This window comes from Modestobacter sp. Leaf380, from assembly GCF_001424485.1.
GTDB lineage: Bacteria > Actinomycetota > Actinomycetes > Mycobacteriales > Geodermatophilaceae > Klenkia.
Map to the genome: position 1 here is coordinate 59,885 of NZ_LMQC01000024.1, position 18,886 is coordinate 78,770.

Below are 18,886 nucleotides of genomic sequence, written 5' to 3' on the forward strand. Positions count from 1 at the left end.
GGACCGGCCCGCTCGTCGTGTCTGCAAACGGGTGACGGTCCGGCGAGCAAGATGTTCGCCGTGACCGAGACCGCCCACGAGCGGACGCGCTGGTGCCAGACGGCGGTCGCTCAGTCCTGGTCTTGCTCGACGACCGGGCGGGCTTCGTCGGACGAGCTTCGTCCGGTGGGGCAGCGACGGGAACGTCGATCGTGACTGTCGAAGGCCAGGTGCTGACCTGGCCGACCGCCGACGCCATGCCCGTCGTTTGCAGTTCGCATGTCCACAAATCCGCTGGCGGCCTGTATGGCGAGGACGATGAGATAGTTGCGCGTGCACCAACCGCGACCCCGCCCGGCCCCGACGCCAAGGCTGGAGCGCTGCCGAGGGCGCCAGCGGCTGCCGTGGCCGAGCAAGCCGTTTTCGCGAGGGGTCGGGCGGTGACGGATCTAACCGCCGCGCACCGCGGCTATGAGTACCAGGACCTGCTGACGGCGTGCCGCCTCGTCGACGTCGTGCTGGGGACGGTCGCCGATGTCCTTGTAGACGAAAAGCTTTTCACCGGCGACCGGTTCGACGACCCCACGGCGAACGACCCGAACGCCGGGCGCGAGCGGACGCAGTTCAAGCACACGGACAGCGATTACAAGCCGCTGACACTCGCTTCCTTCACAGGAGACAAGCGGGACCTGCGGCTCGATCTGCTTGTCGCGGCGGCGGCATCCGACAACGCCGGGCCTGGCGCGGGCGCCGCGTCGGCGGCCTATCGGATCGTCCTTCGCGACGCCCGACCTGTGGACGAAAAGCTCCTCGCGGTTCTTCGCCCTGCGGCTCCCGACCCTGGCCCATACCAGCCCGGTATGGAGACGATCCGGCTGCGGTTCGATGCCGACGCGCTCTGGGGCTCGGCGGACAGCGGCAACGGCATCAAGGCCCCGTTTGCTTTCCTGCGAGAGGGCGACAGGCGTGTGCCGCGGGAGGACCTCGACTGGTTCTGCGACAGGGCCGTCATTGAAGTCGAGGCGCCGAGGGCAAGCTGGGACCTCACGGCGCCGGGCCCCGCCGAGGCGCTTCTGCTCGAACGGCTGCGAGCCGAGATCGGCGCCGGGGCCTACCCGAACCGCGACCGGTCCGCGGTCGACGTCGCCGAAGCATTCATCCGCCTGGCCCGCACGGCCCGACAAGGCACGGTGAACGTCTCCCGCGAGGACATCCTCCGTCGGTCGCAGCTGCGGCAAGACTACGGAGCGGTCGCCCGGACACGTCCTTCTGACCCGTCCGTCGCGATTGGCCGCGACACGGCGGTCGGCAAGGTCGCCGACGCCGCAGCGGCGGCCGCCCGCGGCGGCGGCTGCGTGGTCGTTACCGCACCGCCCGGGCACGGCAAGTCCTGGTTGTGCGACCAGCTCGTCTTCGGCCTCGCGAATGCCGGATGGCTCGTCGCGGAGCACTTCTGCTACCTGGGAGACGCAGACGACGATCGCGTCGCCCGGGTCGTCGCGGAGTCACTGTTCGGCAGCCTGCTCGCGCGGGTGGCCGACGCGGACCCCGCAGCGGTCGAGCAGCAGCGCCCGTTGCTCGCAGCAAACGAGGATGCCCTCGTCGGCGCGATCGCTTCAGCCGTCGCCAGAGACCCCGGAAGACGGGTCGCGCTCGTCGTCGACGGGCTCGACCACGTCACTCGCGTCAGGAACGACAGCATCGGCTTCGACGCCTCCCGCGCCATCGCCGAGGCGCTGGCCGCGCTCAAGCTGCCGCCAGGCAGCGCGCTGATCGTCCTAAGCCAGCCCGGCGGCCACCTCCAGCCCCTTCTCGACGGCACCCCGGCGACCGTCGAGGTTCCCGGCCTGACGCGGCCCGAGCTTGCGAAGCTGGCCGCGGCACTCGGCATGCCCGCCAGCCCGGACACCGGCGACACGGACGCGATCCTCGACGCGCTGGTAGAGCGGGCCGGCGGGAACGCCCTGTACGCCACCTACCTCTGCCGGGAGGTCCTCCGGGACCCCGCCCGGGCGGAGAACGCAGCCGCCGCAGTACTCAGGCTGCCGCCGTTCGACGGGACCCTCGCGAACTATTACCAACACCTGTGGTCATCCCTGGAGCAGCAGGCTTGGTGGATCGCAGAGGTAATCGGCGTCATTGACTTCGCCGTCACCCGCGACGAGCTCCGCGGGATCAACCCCGGCTTGGGGCACCGGGTCGACGGGGCGCTGGACGCGCTCGCGCCGGTCTTGGTCGAACGCCCGGGCCACGGGGCAGTCCGCATCTACCACGAGTCGTTCGGCCGGTTCCTGCGCCAGCGACTGCAACGAGACTCCGCCGCGCTTGCCGCCGTGCTCGGGTCAATCGCCGACTGGCTCCGGGCCCGCGGCATCTTCGAGGACAGCCGCGCGTTCCGGTCGCTTATCCCCGTGCTGGCCAAGGCTGGCCGTCATCGGGAGGCTGCCGAGCTGGTCGACCACGACTTCGTTGTCAACGCCGTAGCGGCTGCGTTCCCGATGTCGGCGATCCGTGCGTGCCTGGCGACGGCCGCGAGCAGCGCCGCCCAGGCCGGCGACTGGGCCGCGGCCGTCCGATGCGTCGAGCTCAGCCGGGCGGCCGCGACGCTGCAGGACGAACGATTCGAGTCGACCGTCGTGGCGTTCGCGGACGTGGCCACGTCCCTGGTCGGTGCTGACGCCGTTTCGGACCGCCTGCTGCACGAGGGCCGGCCCGTCATGGCCGGGCGGGCCGGCCTGCAGATGTGCGCGGCGGTGGACCGGCTCGGCGGAGTGCCGCCCTGGCATGAGTACATGGCCGCATACAGCGCCGAGGCCGACGACGACAGGACCAGCTACGGCGAGGAGTCCAACAGGGCGGTCGGGCTCGCGTGGCTTCGGGGCCGGCTCCGGCTGTCGGCGGCGTCGAGTGGCCCACCGCCCGCCACCGGGACCGGGACCGGGACCGGGACCGGGACCGGGACCGGGGACTCTCCGAGCCCGTCCTCGCCCGACAACGACTTCGGCGCGCCGATGAGGTGGGAGGAATTGGCGGACCACTACGACGAGGGGCGGCTGTCGGCCGCCGACCTCATCCGCCTCCTCGCCGACACCTACGGTGACGCAGCGGCCGACGCGTTCGCGCACCTGCCAGAGCGTGCCGGGCCGTACTGCCTGGCCATGGCCGAGGCAATCGCCGCGGATCGCGTGACCGGATCGTCTTGCACCGCCGTGGACTGGGCGTGGGCAGCAGTCGCGCATCGCCTGCCGAACGGCTCGCTCCCACGGCTCTTCGCCGCCGGGCTGAACCTGGACGACGTCGCCGCCGTGTCGCCGTACGACCGGGGCGCGCTGCTGCAGTTGACCCGCGATGTCCAGCAGTCCTCCGTTCGGTGGGAGCGCTCTGTCCTGCCGAAGTGGCTAGACAAGATTGCGTCGGCGGCCCGCGCAGACCCGGTTGGTTTGGACGCCGCCGAGGCGCTCGTTGACGGCCCCGGCTGGTACCGGTGCTGGCTGCGCTTTTGCATCGCCCTGGCCCGCAGTGAGACCGTCTCCGCTGCTGACCGGGACGCCGCGGTGGAGGCCGCGCTTGAGCTGCTCACGGCTGACCTGCGCCCGTTCGTCGGGGCCCCGCGGGCGTGCGACCTGAACCCAATTCATGGGACCCTGCAGGCCACCGTCCGCCGGGCCGTGTCGGCGATCGCCGACGACGACGCGTGGGAGCGGGCCGTTGGCGTTGTTCGGCGGGTCGGCGACGCCCTCGCCACGACGTTGTACGGCGAGGTCGGCGGGCCGCTGCCGTCCGACTGGCTGATGCTCCTCACGATCGAGACGGCGCCCGCGTCGAAGCTAACGGCGGTCCGCGCACTGGCCCGCGCCCAGATGGAGGAGTCCGGTGCGCGCTTCTACAGCGATATCGCTGAGACGCGGCTGTTCTCCGCACGGATCGAGCTCGCGGCCGGCGCGCGCGGAGAGGCAATCGCCCTGTGGACGCAGGCGTGCCAGCTGCTGGTCGCGTACGGGTGGCGCAAGGACAGGACGGTCTACGAGCTGCTAAACCCGTTCGCGGCGCTCATCGACGCGGACCCCCGGCGCGCGCGGCAGAGGCTCCCGGCGGTGCAGGGAATCTGCGAGCGGGTCTGGCTGCATACCGACGGGAAGGGAACCCGCGGCGCCCCCAGCCGGTGGTGGGAGCTGCTGGCCGCCGCAGACCCCGTCGCCCTTGCTGGGCTCGTCGCGCCGGCCGTGCAAGCCCGCTGCAACGAGCCGGACGACCACCTGCACGACGCGCTCGCCGAGCTCTGGCGCGCGTGCAGCGGGACAGCGGATCCGTTCGTCGCTGCCGCCTTGCGCCTCGCGATCAGCCTCCCGCTGGATCCGGCCGACCCCGATGCCGTCGCCCGGCTCGCCCAGATGTCGCCCGACCCGAAGAGCGGGCCGGGACGGCTGCTCGCGTCCTGCCTGGCCAGGTCCGACGAACGGCCGCCGCGGTACTCCTTCACCAACAGTGAGGAGATCGTGGCGTCCGACGAGAGCGTCGTCGTAGCCATCGACGCCGCCGCCCGATCGGCGCCCGGCGCGCCAACCGTGCGGCCGCTGCCCGTGGTCGCCGGGCCGCCTGAGCGCGACAACCCGTACAGCCGGCCCGCTCCGGACGCTCCGGACGGCCTCGCCGACCGGCTCGGCTCGCTGGTCCTGCCCAACTTCCCGACGGGACCGATAGGCCTGGCCCGTGCTATCCGGGCCTGGCAGTCCCGGCCGTACTCCGACCAGTCGGACGCCTGGGCCCTTGACAGAGCAGCGAGCGTCCTCGGCTACCGCCTGCTGGAGATGGCCCAGGACGGACGCTGTGAGGAAGCGTCCGCCCACCTGGAGCAGATCGCCGACGGCATCGGCCTGGGACGCGAGAGCGACCTGCTCGCCGCGCTGGCCGACGGGTTCACCCAACGGGGCGAGACCACGCTTGCTGCCGTGGCGGGTTCTCTGGCGTGGACACGCGCCCGCGGGCGCGGCGGTTGGCTTGCCTTCGGTGGAGAGACGCACCTGAACGCCCTGCGGACAGCGACCGCCGCCGACGCCGGCACCGCACTGGCAGTCATCGGCGACGAGATCGCCCGCGCCATCCGTAGCGACCACAGCGGGACCTGGGGCATCGCCCAGGCAATGGTCCTGGCGTTCGTCACCGGGGCGGCGACCCCCGACCACGCGGACGATGTCGACACAGCGTTCGCGTGTTTCGACGCAGCCCTGGAAGTCATCGACGCGCGGACGCCGCGCGTCCACCCCGACGACGACCCGGACCTGCCGTACAACGCGCCGTCGCCCGATCACGGCGAGAAGGCCCCCGGCGACGTCGACGCCGCTCTGGCCGCCGCCGCGATCGCGGGACTGGCCCGGCCCGAGCGCGAGGCCAAGCGCAGGGCGCTCCTGGCGACCGAGCACCTGCTCGCCGAACGGCCCGCGGCCGCCGCAGACGGGATCAGGCATGCACTCGAGAATCTGTCCGATCCGGCGACGCTGACCTGGCTGCTCTCACTGCTCGTCCGGTCCGCAGGCCCAGGTTCGGACGCGCTGGCCACGAGCGGCGACGCCCTGGCGGCCCTGGCCGGTGGACCGCACCTGGTCGTGCGCGCCCTCGCCCGGTCCCTGACCTACCCCCCGGCCTCACTCGGCTCGCCCGAGCCAGCCGAGCCGGAGCTGGTCGGCGCCGCGTCGACCAGACTGTGGACGCCCGACTCGCACAACCAAAACGATCACAACGACGACGGCACGGCGCAGGCGATCGTCGATGAAGTCGCCGGCCGGCGGCTGGCCGCCGCCGAGCCGCTCCTGCCCGGGCTTTCGGCCGCCGTCGTCCGGCTAACGGCCAGCGCGATCGACGACGGGAAACTAACGCAGAGGATGCGCCGCCAGCTCAAGGCGCTCGAGGACCGGCACGGCGACGAGCGCCGATGGCCCGATGCCTGGCTGGCGATCTCGGAGGCCGCTGAGGATGCGCTCCAGCGCGCCGCAGCCGGCGCCAGGTCGGCCGACCTACGCTGCGGCGCCCTGCAGGACCCTGGCGCGCGCGAAGCCGAACTCGCCGACTTCCTCTTAGACCCCCCGCGGCTGGCCCTGGCGCTCGAGGCGACACGCCTTCCCCGGCCGGCCGTTCCGCCTCCGCCGAGCCGCTACGACCGGCTCTGGAACACGCTCTCCCCAGCCCCTGCAGCAACGGCGGGCGCGGACGGACCCGAGCGACTTGCCGGTGCGGCGTCCGGGACCGTCGCCGCGCCGGTCATAACGGACTTTGGCGGGCTCGACGACGCTGGCGGTGGCTGGCGCGTCTTGGCCAGCGCCGAGGCGCTCCGCTCGTCTACGCCCCGCGGTGACAACCAGGGCGACGTGCTCGTCTTCCGGTTCCGGGGCCCAGAGGCCCGCGACGAGCACGAACAGACCGGCTCGGACCTGCCGCCGTTCGTCCGCGGCGATCTGGACCATTGGGAAGGGCTGCTATCGGTGCCCTTCCGGTTCAGCGACGTCGAACCGCTCGCAGGGCTTGACATGAGCGTCGGCGCAGCCACCGACGCTCGTGGCGGGCTTGGGCTCCCAAAGATGGCAGTTGTACCTGGGCCCGCACTGCTCGCCGCGTTCCGGGCGACCTCGACCGACAGGCCGTTCGAGCTGTACGACGGCGCAGGGCCGCTTGCCGCGCTGCGCACCTGGAGGACTCTCTACGAGACCAGCGATTACCACCAGCCGTGGCCGCGGCTGACCGGCGCCGCACTAGTCGTAACCAGGCGCGGATTCGACCTGCTCACGGCCGTCGCTCCACGGACGGTCATGCGCGACTACGTCAGCCGCGCTGCCTCCATCGACGGCGGCGGTTGACGGCGCGCCGGCCGGCGTGAGTGCGCCTAAGCCGTGGGCGGACCGAGGGGAGGCGGTCATCGGCGCTGCGGCAGAGACAGTCAGTGACGATAGAAAGCGAGACCGCCGACGAGCAGCAAGGGAATTTCGATGGCCCGTCACTCATCGGCAGGTTGTCGTTGCTGCCGACGTAACCGACAAGACCGTCCCAGCGTCGCGCGCCACCCGCGACCAGACATAAGAATTCATGGCTGCACGCGCGAGGCCGATCATTCTACGGCGGGCTGATGTCATCCGTCGCCGCAGCAATCAACCGTGCTCCGCCAGCCTGCGATGCTGCGGTCACGGCTCTTAGTGGCCCAGACCTCTGCGATTCCAGCATCACCACCTCACCGCCGGTCATGACCGGATTCAGAAAGCGGAGCGTGCCGGAGTCAACCTCACACGACGCTATGTTAAGGCGTCCATCCAGCATCTCGAAGTTTTCGAAGTGGACGTCACTGCCGTCGATGAGCACATGCCGTAGTGCGATCTCCCCGCCAGATACGCGCGCCCCGTCGAACGAAAATTCGGTCCCCTCTAGTCTTACTGGCCACTGAGACCACTCTGCCGCCCCAAAAATGAAGCTGCCCGCAGTCATATCGATGCCATTGCACCAGATGCTTCCCGCTTTGTGCTCGCCGCCGAGAATCCGAACGTCCGTCCCAGAGATTTTTGCCCTGCTAAATGCAATGGAGGCACCATCGTGAAGCATTGATGGATTCAACTCCAGCACGCCACCCGAGAAGTCAGCCTCGACAAAGCTGACGCTGCCGCCGTGCTTGCGCGGACCCAAGATTCGAAGCGTGCCGCTTGTTAGGGAAGCGCCTTGGAAGTTAGCGTCTGTTTTTTCCGTAAAGTCGCCGTAGAAAGTTATGTCCGATTCTTCGAACTTTGAGTACTCGAACCCAAGTCGCCCCGCGAAGACGGCATTCAGGAAGGACACGTCGCTGCGACGGAACGTGGTCTGCGAGAAACCGCATTCCCCTACAAAGAGGCAATCGTCAAAGCGCACATGGCAGTCCGAAAAGATGATTCCATCGAAAGATGCATCCTCCAGAACCGAGCCGGTGAAGTCGAACTCGGCGCCTTGCCAGGAGCGGCCGTCTTCAGATACGAGATGATCCCGCAGCACCTGAATGACGGTGGTGCGAACCTGCGCCTCACCCGCCGCGTCGACGTTTGGGCCTGCGACAGGCTCGCCGCCAATGAACATCTCCCACGGTCGGGGCCGTCGGTACTCCGGTTGGTCGAAGGTTGGAAGCGGCCCACGTGGCGCAAAAGGCATCCTGAGGTATGCACATAACACGTCAATGCAGGTTTGGCGCCCTTCGTGCCAGTCATCTGCAAGGCCAGCCATCGCATAGATTCCCGCTAGTCGGACTGCAGCTCTCTCCGAACCGATCTGGTCGGACGCACGCGCAAACCGCTCGTTGAACAGTCGGTTAGCGTCGCGTTGAGATGATTCCTCCTGCAAGCGGTGTTCTTCTTCGCCCAGCCGCTGCTTTCGGTAAGCGACGACCAGTGCAACGGCAGCACCGACTCCGGCCACCAGGCCCGCGGACACCTTTATCGCATCGAGGGCGCCTCCTGGCGACACCGCATCGACCTGCTGAAAGTCAGGCCGACCGTAGACAAGCCAGATACCGACGGTCGCGAGCCCGACAAGAGTCAGGCCTCCAAGAACGACGATCGAAACGCTCATTGCTAACCCATGCCGAAAGAGTGTGGCCCGCTGCTCAGACGACTTCACGTCCCGGTCCAATGTCGCACCCCCCTTTTCATCGCGCACCTTCGGTACCGGCCGGCCGCGGGCCGACCATTTCGGACACAGGCACCTCGTGGCGGCTCGATATATCTGCGGTCAATCTTCCTTATCCAGTCGACGATAGCTGGGCGGTCCGACGGACCTTCCTGAGCGCGCGGGTGCCGTCCTCAGGGCACTGGCTCGGGCCCCCCAAGCGGGGCCCGCTACCGTCGTGATTATTTCCTCTCAACCCCACATAGCCAAGATCCGACACGGCTGGTCGGCGTCCGGTCACCGCCTACTATTGCCCCGCTTCGCTCTTCCCGGTCTCGGCACCTTTGCGCCCATGGCATCAATCGGAATCAGTTGGGTCGCGTCTCGGGCTAGATTTTCGTCTGGGATCACGAGGCGGTTGTCGAATAGCAGCTCTAGTAGTTGCGCGTTACGCGAGTCGAAGAGCATCAGAGCTGCCCGGTGTGCGCGCATTTGATACTTCTTGGCCGACAGGTATCGCTGAAGGTATTGATGCGCCTCGTCGACCGACTCACCTTTCCCAGGGCAGGCCCAGGCAAGAACGAACGGATTACCAGCGGTATCTGTGACAACGTTCGTGACCGAGTGGTGACGACCGTCTTGTTTGACTGCACGGCTCAGGTCTCGCGCGTATCGTCCGAATTTACGCTGGACCTTATCGCTTCCCTCTAATAGGATGGCCGTCGTGGAGAGCCAACCATTCGGCTTCTCTTCTGAGATGTTGTCGATCAACTTAAGTAGAGCGGCATCAACCGGCAGTCGCGGCTTCTCAGCGCTAGCGTTCGAGGGCTCTCGCTGAGCCTCATACCAGGCGTCCAGAGGGGCGGTCTGGCTTGCGATCAGTTCGCGACCTTGTGCTGCATGGCGCCGAAGCGACGCGACGGTGGGTGACCCCGTCCACGGAAGTGCCTCCGCGCGCGCTTTCGGGTCAGGCTCGACGTATAGGCCGCGACGTAGGAATTGCAAGTACAGGTCGAGTTCATCGACGGCAAGGAACTTCTTCGTAACATCAGGGTGCGTGCGCCGACGTAAATAGAGGAGTAATTCACATGGACGTTCCACGAGCTCGCTAACAATTCGGAGGTCGTGCAGCGAGACGGTCCACGGTATGTTCTCCGGCTTGAGCACGCCAGCATCGACGAGCATCGCTGTGGCCGTCGTGACGCCTGACAAGTCCTCGAGACCAACAGCGATCGTATGAATTTCGCGAATGCCACCGACTTCTATCCACTTGTCATCATCAAGTCTGATACGTTTGTCTTCCACGATCCTTTCGCGTAGCCGTTCGGCCTGATTGGCCGCCGACGTCACGATGTCGCGCAACTTGCCTTGCAGGCGTCGCGCAACACCTCCCCGCGCCTCAGCGGTGAGCGACACGGCCTTGACCTCGATGATCAGCGCAACGTCATCGACGATAATCAGCCCATCCGCTTCCACCCGCTTCGTGAACTGCGCAGGAGTATCTTGCTTGCCTGCCGCCTTTGGATCTGGGACGAAGTAGTTAAAGGATCGATGGACTGCAGCGCCCGGCAAAGCTGCCGCGATAAGATCAAGAGCTGCGTCCTCCACCCACCGACCACGGTGTCGGTCATAGGCAGAGGTCTTGCCAGCCGCCTTGAGTTTCGTCTCGATGACTTCACGAACCGCCGGCAGGGCTAACGCATCATGAACCAACATTCGCCGACCATCCTGATCACGCACGAGCGGCGCTGTGCGCAGGGGGTTGTCGCCGTGAAAGAAACGTTCCATGGCTTCGTCCACATCGGTAATGCCCTGAAGTGTGAACGCGTCGAGGACGGCCTCGACGACTTCTTCCGTGTAGCCAGTCTTGCCCGCGACGGCTTGGATGTCGATCGCCGCAGAATGATCGACGTACGTCGTGAGGTCTTCTAGTGCAGCGAATAGCTCTTCGGCAACTGCTCGGTGTTCGTCTTCTAGCTGGGGCTCGAATTGCGCGCCAGCCCCATCGACGGCGCGCCTCACGCGGTTGATCGACTTGAGCATAGGAAGACTGGCGTCACGAGCGGCTTCCATGCGGGAAAAGCGTTCTTCAAGCGCCTCGATGGACAGCACTCTCACCGCTTCCATGACATCAACAGCTTCGAGACCCGAGAATCCAAGAGTGCCTCGGCAATCGCGGTCTACATTCGAATCCGAGAAAAGGCCTCGTAGCGTTTCTCTCAGCATGTGGGGATACACAGGGTTACGAAGCATGATTTCGCGTTGAACAGACGCGACGAGCACTTGGCTTATGGCGTCTGAAGGCGGGGTCTCAAATAGAGGAAGCATCGCCCCAGCTTCAACAGCGGCCTGAGCCGAGGCCTGGATACTTAGGGGGAAGAACTCGGGATCCTGTTCTGCCGGTTGAGCGCTTTCCTGATTGACGTCGCGGCAAGTCAACGCGATGGCAATGACCTCAAGCACTGCGGGCAATGGCTCCGGGCCACCCGTGGCGTGCTGCATCGCCATCGTGGCTCGAACACTTTGGACAACGCGCAAAATCCCCTGATTTCGGGCCGCTGAAAGCGTCTCACGAACCGCGCGACCGAGGTCTGCACGCGCCGCTGCGGCCGCTTCCTCGAAGCTGTTCGCGGCCTGGACGTATCCGGCGAGCCGCTCGTACGCGGACTCGATCGAGGAAACGGTCCGAGGGAATTGACGCGCGCCCGCGCGAACCTGTTGGGCGGCCTTTCGTGCCCGCCGCCTTCTCTCGCGACGCGCGCGCCGCTGACGTCCGGTACTCATGCCGCCATCATGAGCCGGACGGTAGCCCAGCGATCCGATATCTCAGTCGCCCTAGGCATCAAGCAGCGGAGAGGCGCAGGTCTGACGCCCATCACGCCTAATGCATCTCGGTGACCGGGACTCGTGATGACGAGAAACTAGAGGCCACTGAGAAGTGGCGCTGGCCTGGTCAGCAACGGGACAGCGCCTACCGGAGGTGGCGAGCAGAAGCCGAGCTGCGACGACGCAATCAGGCAGAGCGATGGCCGCGCGCACCGCGGCGAACCGACGTGGCTGAGGAGAATATGCGCTGCCCGGAGTGCCGGGCGGCTGCCGCTACCTGCGCGTGGTGCGGCAGCCGCATCACTCCAAGCAGCCGCGATCCGACCCCGAAGTGGTGCTCAGCCAGCTGGCAGCTCCCTACCTGGAGTACGGTCGGACACCCGCCTTCGGACATCTGGCCATTGAGGTGGTCGAACGGCTCGTCGAGGTCCCAGCCCCCGTCACGCCTACCCTTCGAGACGGGCTGCCCTCTTCAGTAAGCCCGCCGCCCAGATCGGCGACGGCCGCATCTGCGACCGCAAGCTCGTCGCCCTCCGACGCCGACGGCGGCGGCCCGGGTCGAGACGACGTCCCTGTGTGCCTACCAGAGCGCCTACGTTCGCGACGGATCGGTCGACGATCAACGCCAGGCACGGGCGCGACAGCATGCGGTCCTGTATCGGTCCTCAATGAATTTCATGTGTCTTCGATAAAGAGCTGGCTGCTTCCGATTAATGCGCCCTGCTAGCCAGCAAGCTAGCGCCGCACGCCTGACCCGTGCTCCTCGCCTCGCCTCGTGGGCCGACCATGCTGTCAACTCGGGCGCCATCAGCGTCTCTGGCCGAGCGCCTCCTGCAACGGCCCGGTGCAGCCCGTGACAACGAATTCGGCAACCGCCTGCGCGGAGCAGGTGTGTCCGTCGTGTTGTAGGTCGCCCTGGCGGTGACGAGGGCGGCTGCCAGCGGCGGGGTGGCGAAGCCAGGCGCTAGAGGCCCACGCGGGGGTCGCGGCCGCGCTCGGCCCACGCGCAGCTTTCGTTCCTGTCTTGCAACGGCAGCACGGATGTTCTGCCATCGTGCCCAGCCCGACGGTCAGCGCACTCCGCATCACCACCACGCCTTCGCACAACTGGCCCACACACCTCTTGCACTTCGGGTGCGCCCACTCGTCGTGACACCTGCCAAGGCCACATGTCACCCCCGTAGGACATGTCCACCCCCTACGCCCGCCGCCAGCAGGAACGCCGCCGCGAGCGCGAACGCCAGCGCCGGGTCGCCGACGAGCGACCGCGTCCCGCCGACCCGTCCACCCCGCCGCCGCGTGCGACCGAGCCCGTCCCGGCCGAGCACCGTCGACGGGCAGCCACGACCTGCGGCTGGTGCCTGGGATCCATCACGCCGAAGGCGCGGGGGCCGGTGCCGAAGTGGTGCTCCGCGTCGTGTCGGCAACGGGCGTGGGAACAGAGGCGTGCCGCAGCTTCCGGTCTGAGTGCGGTCGAGGTGGTCGAGCGGGTGATCGAGGTGCCCACTCCCCCACCGCCGCGCCGAGTACCACGACACCAGGAGTGGCACGCCTGGCTCCGCGAGCTCACCCGTCAGCTCGACGATCACCTTGTGTACGGCCGCCACCTGACCGGCATCGCCAACGAGGTCCGGCTCGTCCAGCAAGCGCTCGACCATCGGGGGATGGGCAGCAGCATCCGGTGGACCGACGTCACCCCACCGGCGTTCATGGGTCCAGGTAGCAAACCCGACCCCACCCACCGACGTCACCCCCGGCGCGGTGACACCTGGTGAACGCGCAAGCAACCTGGTCTGGCCGACGGGCAACCGTCCCCCGGGGCGGACCGCACGGGTGCGCACCAGTGCCAGGAGGCAACCCGTGACCACCGCCAGGAACCGGACCGCCGACCGCCTGCACGACATCGACAGCGCAGCCGAGTACCTCCGGTGCGGCCGGCGCCTGGTCTACCGCCTCGTCGCCGAGCGGAGGATCACCCACACGAAGGCCGGCCGCTCACTGCGCTTCTGGCAGTCCGACCTCGACGCCTACCTCGATGCGGGAACCGTCCACCCGATGGGTTCCACCTCCACCGCGGTCTGACGGCCGCCGGCATGGCGTCACGCGCCGGCTTCGGGGCCATCGACAAGATGGCGTCGGGCAAGTGGCGAGCCCGCTGCACCGGACCCGACGGGAAGCGCCGGTCCGCCACTTTCCCCAGCAAGTCCGACGCCCGGGTCTGGCTCGCGACCCAGCAGACCGACGCCGTCCGCCGCATGTGGCGGGCACCCGAGGGCGCTCGCCGCACGGTCGACCAGTTCGCCGGCGAGTACCTCCAGCGCCAGGATCTCCGCGACTCGACCCGGGTGCTCTACGCCAACCTGTGGCGGCTGCACCTCGCCGACCGGTGGACCGGCGTCGAGGTCGGCGACGTCACCCCGGCGATGGTGCGCACCTGGCACACCACCGCGGCCGCGACGACCGGGCCTGCCGTGCTCGCCCAGAGCTACCGCCTGCTGCGTGCCGTCCTGGGCGTCGCCGTCGCCGACGACGCCATCGCGGCCAACCCGTGCAAGTTGCGCGGGGCGTCCACGCCGAAGGCGGCCCGCCCGTCCCGGGCCCTCACCGCCGCGGAGGCCACCGCCGTCGCCGACCACCTCGGCCAGTCATCCCGCACGGAGAGGTACAGCGCCCTGGTAATGGTCCTGACCTTCGGCGGGCTCCGCTTCGGCGAGGAGGCAGCTTTCCGCCGGTCCGACGTCCTCGAAGGCGGCAACCGGCTGCGGATCGAGCGGGCAGTCCGCTACTACGACGGTCGCTGGGTCGTCGGCGAACCCAAGACCGAGGCCGGGCACCGCACCGTCGCCCTCCCCACCAGCGTGCGCATCGCCCTGGTCCGGCACATGGACCGCTACGTGCCAGACACCGCGGACGCCCTCGTGTTCGGCACCCGCAGCGGGACGTTCCTCAGCGCCGCCAACTTCGGGAAGACGTTCCGCCGGGCCGCGGACGCGGTCGGCCTCGGGCCTGTGCGGCCGCACGAGCTGCGGCACACCGGCGCCACGCTCGCCGCCGCAGCCGGGGCGAGCACCAAGGAGCTGATGCGCCGGCTCGGCCACGCCAGTCCCGACGCCGCGCTGATCTACCAGCACGCCAACGACGACCGCGACGCCGAGATCGCGCGCGCGCTCGAAGCGCGGATCACGCCCCCACAGCCGCCGCCCTCGATGGCACGACGGAGCAGGTCCGTGAACCGACCCGGACCAGGGCGTTAGGTCATTCCTAGGTCACGACCGGGGTGACAAGCTAAACAGGTGCTCTGAGCTGGGCTTTCCCGTCCCGCACTAGTCCTTCCCAAGCTGACAGTGCGAGTTCGATTCTCGTCACCCGCTCTACAGCAGACGCCCAGGTAGACGGCGTGTCAGCTGAGCCTGGGCCTTCGTCGTTCGGAGAGCCAACGGGGCCGCGTGCCCGCTACGTGCCCGATCCCCGCTGGGGCGTGTCCTACGGATCATGTGCGCCGCGACCGCTGCCGGTGTCCCGAGCGGCCCAATGTGGGCGGCTGGTCAGGGACCTGCCGGAAGCGCGGACTGTCGTTCGCCATCGATGCGGGAGCAGGTGGCCAAGAGCTACTCAGGGTCGTGCAGCGAAGCGCGGTCGCGGCCTGACCGGCGCTAGACGGACGGCTTTTCGACGGCCTCTCGCTTCGCCATGGCGTCAGGGTAGGGGCGTGCCTCCTGCCCGTGGGCCACGAGCTCTTCTGCCCTGAAGGCCGTCCCCGTGTCCATGAGCGGCCCACTGAGAGACATGAGCTAACAGCCGCGCCAGTCGCTCTGTAGCGGAGCTGGGCGCTCCGTTGCCGGATTGGGATGCTCGGGAAAGTGCCGCCCGAAGTGCGAGTGCGCTCTGTCCTCGATGAACAGGTAGCCCCAGGTTGAGCCTCCGAGGGCGTAGCCCTCGCCCAGCGCAAGAGGGTGGTAGCCGAGAAGTGGGCCACCCGTCAACGCGATCGTCTTGACGTGCGCGTGGCCGAACTCCAGGACCGCCGCGCCATCGACGCTCTCCGCCGAGGGCGGGGCCGGCTCACACCAATCGAGAAGGCCGATGACGACGTGCACGCGCCCTTCAGGCCATACACAGAGCACCCGGCCGCACGCGTACCAACCGCCTCGTCGCAGCGGGATGGCCCAAAAGTCACCAGCCCGAAGGTGCGCTGTTGACTTGGGGATGAACGGATAACCGGGGTGCTTCGGCACGGCTGAGGTATCGGCTCGACGGAGCTGTGTCTAAAGCCGCCTCCAGGGACGTGGGTGGTGGCGTTCAAGATCCGCAGGAGAGGCCCTAGGTGCCGCACCCGTGAGCAGCCCGTTGAGGCCTGTCACGACCGCACGATCCCGCTCCGGAGTGGGTGTGCAGGTAGATGCGAGCGACCCGCGTGGACGAGGGGCCCATGCCCGTCATGACGTCCGACAGGTTCGCGCCACCGTGAGCGGTCAGGGTGTTGCCGGTGTGCCGCAGATCGTGGAAGTGCACGCTCGTCACCTGGTCGTGAGCCATCGCCGCCCGCTTGTGCTTCTGGAACCCGATCTGCCGGATGCGGACTCCAGTCGGCCCTTGAAGACGTGAGCGGCTTCGTCGACGGCGACGTAACGGCACAGGTGCTTCCGCAGGTCGGGCAGAACGGCCTCGAACAGCGCCACGGTGCGGCGGACGGCAGCGGACTTGGGCGGCCCGACGACGAACCTCCCGTGCGGCTCGCTGGCGGAGACCCGCACGTGCGCCAGCCCGGTATCGACCGCTCCCCGAGACAGCGCCGCCAGCTGGGTGGTAAGTGACCGCCGCTCGCGAGAACTCCACGGCGTTCACGATCAGCAGGGGCACGTCGCGAACCAGGTAGAAGACGCCGCGGCCCAATCTGGACTGCGCCGAACACGGGCCGGAACCAAAGTGGCGTGAGCCATGGCCTGCGCTGACCCAGCGGCAATGCAAAGCAGACTCCCGGCACCAGCGGGTCTCACGCACGGACCTCAGCCTCCGCTCAGAGCCCGACACGTACACCCAGGCCGCAGCCACCGGGCTGTCGTGCAACTGGTCACGATTGCCCCCATGACCACGCCAGTGATCGACCCACAGGACGTCCTACGCGGTGCGCAGCTCAAGCTGGTCCGCGCCCGAGTCCTCGTGTCCTCCTTGCTGGAGGAGATCGACCGGGTCCTCACCACCCCGACTCAGGGGTCCGCCACGCCGAACCCAGACGGCACCTTCTCCGCGTACTACCGGCCCGCCGCCGAGCCCACTCCCGTGATGAGCCTGGTGCTCGGGGAGTTCGCGCACAACGCGCGCAGCGCTCTGGACAACGTGGTGACCTCGCTCGTCGTCAGCAGCGGCGGAACCCCGAAGTCGAACCACAAGTTCCCGGTGTTCAAGACCGAGACCGCGTGGCGAGGCAAGGTCGCCACTCCCTGGCCCGGCGCCGGGCCACTGGCCGGGCTCTCACAGGAGGACTTCGACTTGATCGAGGCCGTCCAGCCGTTCCACGCCGACGAGCCCGACCGGCACCCGCTCGCGTTGCTGGCCCAGATCAACAATGCGGACAAGCACCAGATGCTGCACGCCGCGATGGCCTACACCGCGCAGGACGCCGATCAACGGGTGCTGGAAGTGGTCCCCCCACTGCCCGTTGAAATTGTCTGGACGCCCCCACGAGGGACTCTGCTCGCCGCCGGTGCCGAGGCGACCCGCTACCGGTTTACGGACTCATCACCCAGCAGCTTCGGGCTCAAGCTCAACTGGCCCTTGTCGCTGCTGTTCCGGGATCACCTGGGGCGCGACGTCTACTTCTTCGAGCTGAACGACATCTACGTCGCCGCAGCTCTGGCAGTTCGGCCGTGGCTCGACCCACCGCGATGACCTGAGGGCTCCTCACCCACTCAGCTCCCCCACGTAGGCCCTCAACCGCCACGTAGAGCCCTCGTCACCCGCCTCGGGGCCCGATCACCCCAACCGGGCCACCTCGAGTCACACAGGCGCAACTCGCTCACAAGGACTTCTGAGCCCCCTGCGCTGGTCGTTACCCAGGCGCACCCACCTTCGGCCGCAGGCAGGCAGGCAGGTTGTCAGTCGGCGGGCGAAGAAGTCCGCAGAAGGAGCTGAGCGCCCTCACGCGGGTCGACGTCGACCGCGACGGCGGCGTGGTCCACGTCCGACGGTCCACCGTGCAGCTTTGTAGGCAGGCCCCGGTCCGCCGACCGGGGCCTTCGTCGTCCCCGGCCCGGTCGGCGTAGGTTGAGGACTCAAGCACTCACGCACCGAGGAGTCCCGTCGTGTCCCGTCCCGTCCTGCAGGTCATCGCCGCCAGCACCCGCCCCGGACGCAAGGGCATCGCCGTCGCCCGCTGGGTCGTGGCGCAGGCCGAGGCCCACGGCGGTTTCGACGTGGAGCTGGTCGACCTGGCCGACGCGGGCCTCCCGGTGCTGGACGAGCCGAACCACCCCCGGCTGCGGCAGTACACCCAGGACCACACCAAGGCCTGGTCGGCGACCATCGACCGCGCCGACGCGTTCGTCTTCGTCTTCCCCGAGTACAACCACTCGATGCCCGGCGGGCTGAAGAACGCGCTGGACTTCCTCTTCCACGAATGGGCCGACAAGGCCGCCGGCCTGGTCTCCTACGCCGGGGTCTCCGCCGGCACCCGGGCCGCCGCGGCCCTCAAGCCGGTGCTCGGCGCCCTGCGGATGGTCCCGGTGGTCGAAGCCGCCACCATCCCGTTCTTCACCCAGTTCATCGACGAGGACGGCGTCTTCACCGGCAACGCCGAGCTCGAGGCCGGCGCGACCGCGATGCTCGACGAGATCGCCCGGCTCACCCGCGGCCTGCAGACCGTGCGCCGCTGACCGAGGCTGTCAGGGTGACCCGCCCGGACCCCACCCTGCGCACGGTGCCCACCGCCGACATCGGGCCGGCGGAGCAGGCGCGGCTGCGGGCGTTCCTGGACACCGCGTTCGCCGGCGACTTCGACGACGCGGACTGGGGTCACGCACTGGGCGGCCTGCACGTCCTGGCCACCCGGGACGGCGAGCTGGTCGGGCACGCCGCCGTGGTCGCCCGCCAGCTCCTGACCGGGGGCACCACCCTGCGCACGGGGTACGTCGAGGCGGTCGCCGTCGCCCGCTCGGCGCGCCGGCAGGGCGTGGGCGGGGCGGTGATGGCCGAGGTCGAGCGGCTGGTCCGTGGCGGCCACGAGCTGGGCGCCCTCGCGGCCACCGAGGACGGCGCGGCGCTGTATGCCTCCCGCGGCTGGACCCGCTGGCGCGGCCCGCTCCGCTCGCTCACCCCCGAGGGCACCCGCGACGGCGACGACTCGCACGTCCACGTCCTCACCACCCCGCAGACGCCGGTGGCCCTGGACCCCGACCTGCCGCTGATCGGCGACTGGCGGTCCGGCGACCTCTGGTGAGCAGGACCCGGCGGGGTCAGTCGACTGCGGAGCGTGTCG

General features: G+C 68.5%; 11 protein-coding genes. 8 read left to right on the forward strand and 3 right to left on the reverse strand.

Annotation, left to right across the window (positions count from 1 at the left end; genetic code table 11):
• Positions 1 to 122 precede the first annotated feature (122 nt).
• On the forward strand, positions 123 to 6,827 hold the full coding sequence (locus ASG41_RS21500) for an AAA family ATPase (RefSeq protein WP_157519631.1): 6,705 nt from the start codon (positions 123 to 125) through the stop codon (positions 6,825 to 6,827).
• Positions 6,828 to 7,080: 253 nt separating this feature from the next.
• Here ASG41_RS21500 and ASG41_RS23850 read toward each other — a convergent pair whose 3' ends face one another.
• Together ASG41_RS23850 and ASG41_RS23855 are read right to left on the reverse strand one after the other, a co-directional pair.
• A complete protein-coding gene (locus ASG41_RS23850; RefSeq protein WP_235564994.1) occupies positions 7,081 to 8,550 on the reverse strand; it encodes a pentapeptide repeat-containing protein in 1,470 nt (489 codons plus the stop codon).
• Between the two features lie 333 nt (positions 8,551 to 8,883).
• Complete coding sequence (locus tag ASG41_RS23855; protein ID WP_157519635.1) at positions 8,884 to 11,370, reverse strand: hypothetical protein; 2,487 nt, start codon at positions 11,368 to 11,370, stop codon at positions 8,884 to 8,886.
• 1,229 nt (positions 11,371 to 12,599) lie between these two features.
• Between ASG41_RS23855 and ASG41_RS23860 the strand changes: the two genes are divergently transcribed.
• The 3 genes from ASG41_RS23860 to ASG41_RS21525 all read left to right on the forward strand — a co-directional run bounded on the left by ASG41_RS23860 (position 12,600) and on the right by ASG41_RS21525 (position 14,666).
• A complete protein-coding gene (locus tag ASG41_RS23860) occupies positions 12,600 to 13,187 on the forward strand; it encodes a hypothetical protein (RefSeq protein ID WP_157519637.1) in 588 nt (195 codons plus the stop codon).
• 85 nt (positions 13,188 to 13,272) lie between these two features.
• Positions 13,273 to 13,494 (forward strand): excisionase family DNA-binding protein, encoded by a 222-nt coding sequence (locus ASG41_RS23865; protein ID WP_056300511.1) that lies wholly within the window; start codon positions 13,273 to 13,275, stop codon positions 13,492 to 13,494.
• Positions 13,495 to 13,505: 11 nt separating this feature from the next.
• Positions 13,506 to 14,666, forward strand: coding sequence for a tyrosine-type recombinase/integrase (locus ASG41_RS21525; protein ID WP_056300513.1), 1,161 nt, complete (start codon positions 13,506 to 13,508; stop codon positions 14,664 to 14,666).
• Between the two features lie 537 nt (positions 14,667 to 15,203).
• On the opposite strand, the gene ASG41_RS21530 is transcribed toward ASG41_RS21525, so the two are convergent.
• A complete protein-coding gene (locus ASG41_RS21530; protein WP_056300521.1) occupies positions 15,204 to 15,509 on the reverse strand; it encodes a hypothetical protein in 306 nt (101 codons plus the stop codon).
• A gap of 504 nt (positions 15,510 to 16,013) precedes the next feature.
• Between ASG41_RS21530 and ASG41_RS23870 the strand changes: the two genes are divergently transcribed.
• The 4 genes from ASG41_RS23870 to ASG41_RS21545 all read left to right on the forward strand — a co-directional run bounded on the left by ASG41_RS23870 (position 16,014) and on the right by ASG41_RS21545 (position 18,847).
• Entirely contained in the window at positions 16,014 to 16,226 is a 213-nt protein-coding gene (locus ASG41_RS23870; protein WP_157519639.1) for a hypothetical protein, read from the forward strand.
• 271 nt (positions 16,227 to 16,497) lie between these two features.
• Positions 16,498 to 17,301: a hypothetical protein gene (locus ASG41_RS21535; protein WP_157519641.1), complete on the forward strand. Its 804-nt coding sequence runs from the start codon at positions 16,498 to 16,500 to the stop codon at positions 17,299 to 17,301.
• Between the two features lie 413 nt (positions 17,302 to 17,714).
• Positions 17,715 to 18,284 (forward strand): NADPH-dependent FMN reductase, encoded by a 570-nt coding sequence (locus ASG41_RS21540; protein ID WP_056300526.1) that lies wholly within the window; start codon positions 17,715 to 17,717, stop codon positions 18,282 to 18,284.
• Between the two features lie 14 nt (positions 18,285 to 18,298).
• Positions 18,299 to 18,847: a GNAT family N-acetyltransferase gene (locus ASG41_RS21545; protein WP_056300529.1), complete on the forward strand. Its 549-nt coding sequence runs from the start codon at positions 18,299 to 18,301 to the stop codon at positions 18,845 to 18,847.
• Positions 18,848 to 18,886: the final 39 nt, after the last annotated feature.

Bases quoted from the DNA above. Each gene is read 5' to 3' on its own strand.
- ASG41_RS23855 (WP_157519635.1), bottom strand. From the start codon at position 11,370: ATGAGTACCGGACGTCAGCGGCGCGCGCGTCGCGAGAGAAGGCGGCGG.
- ASG41_RS23850 (WP_235564994.1), bottom strand. From the start codon at position 8,550: ATGAGCGTTTCGATCGTCGTTCTTGGAGGCCTGACTCTTGTCGGGCTC.
- ASG41_RS21535 (WP_157519641.1), top strand. From the start codon at position 16,498: ATGACCACGCCAGTGATCGACCCACAGGACGTCCTACGCGGTGCGCAG.
- ASG41_RS23860 (WP_157519637.1), top strand. From the start codon at position 12,600: ATGTCCACCCCCTACGCCCGCCGCCAGCAGGAACGCCGCCGCGAGCGC.
- ASG41_RS21525 (WP_056300513.1), top strand. From the start codon at position 13,506: ATGGCGTCACGCGCCGGCTTCGGGGCCATCGACAAGATGGCGTCGGGC.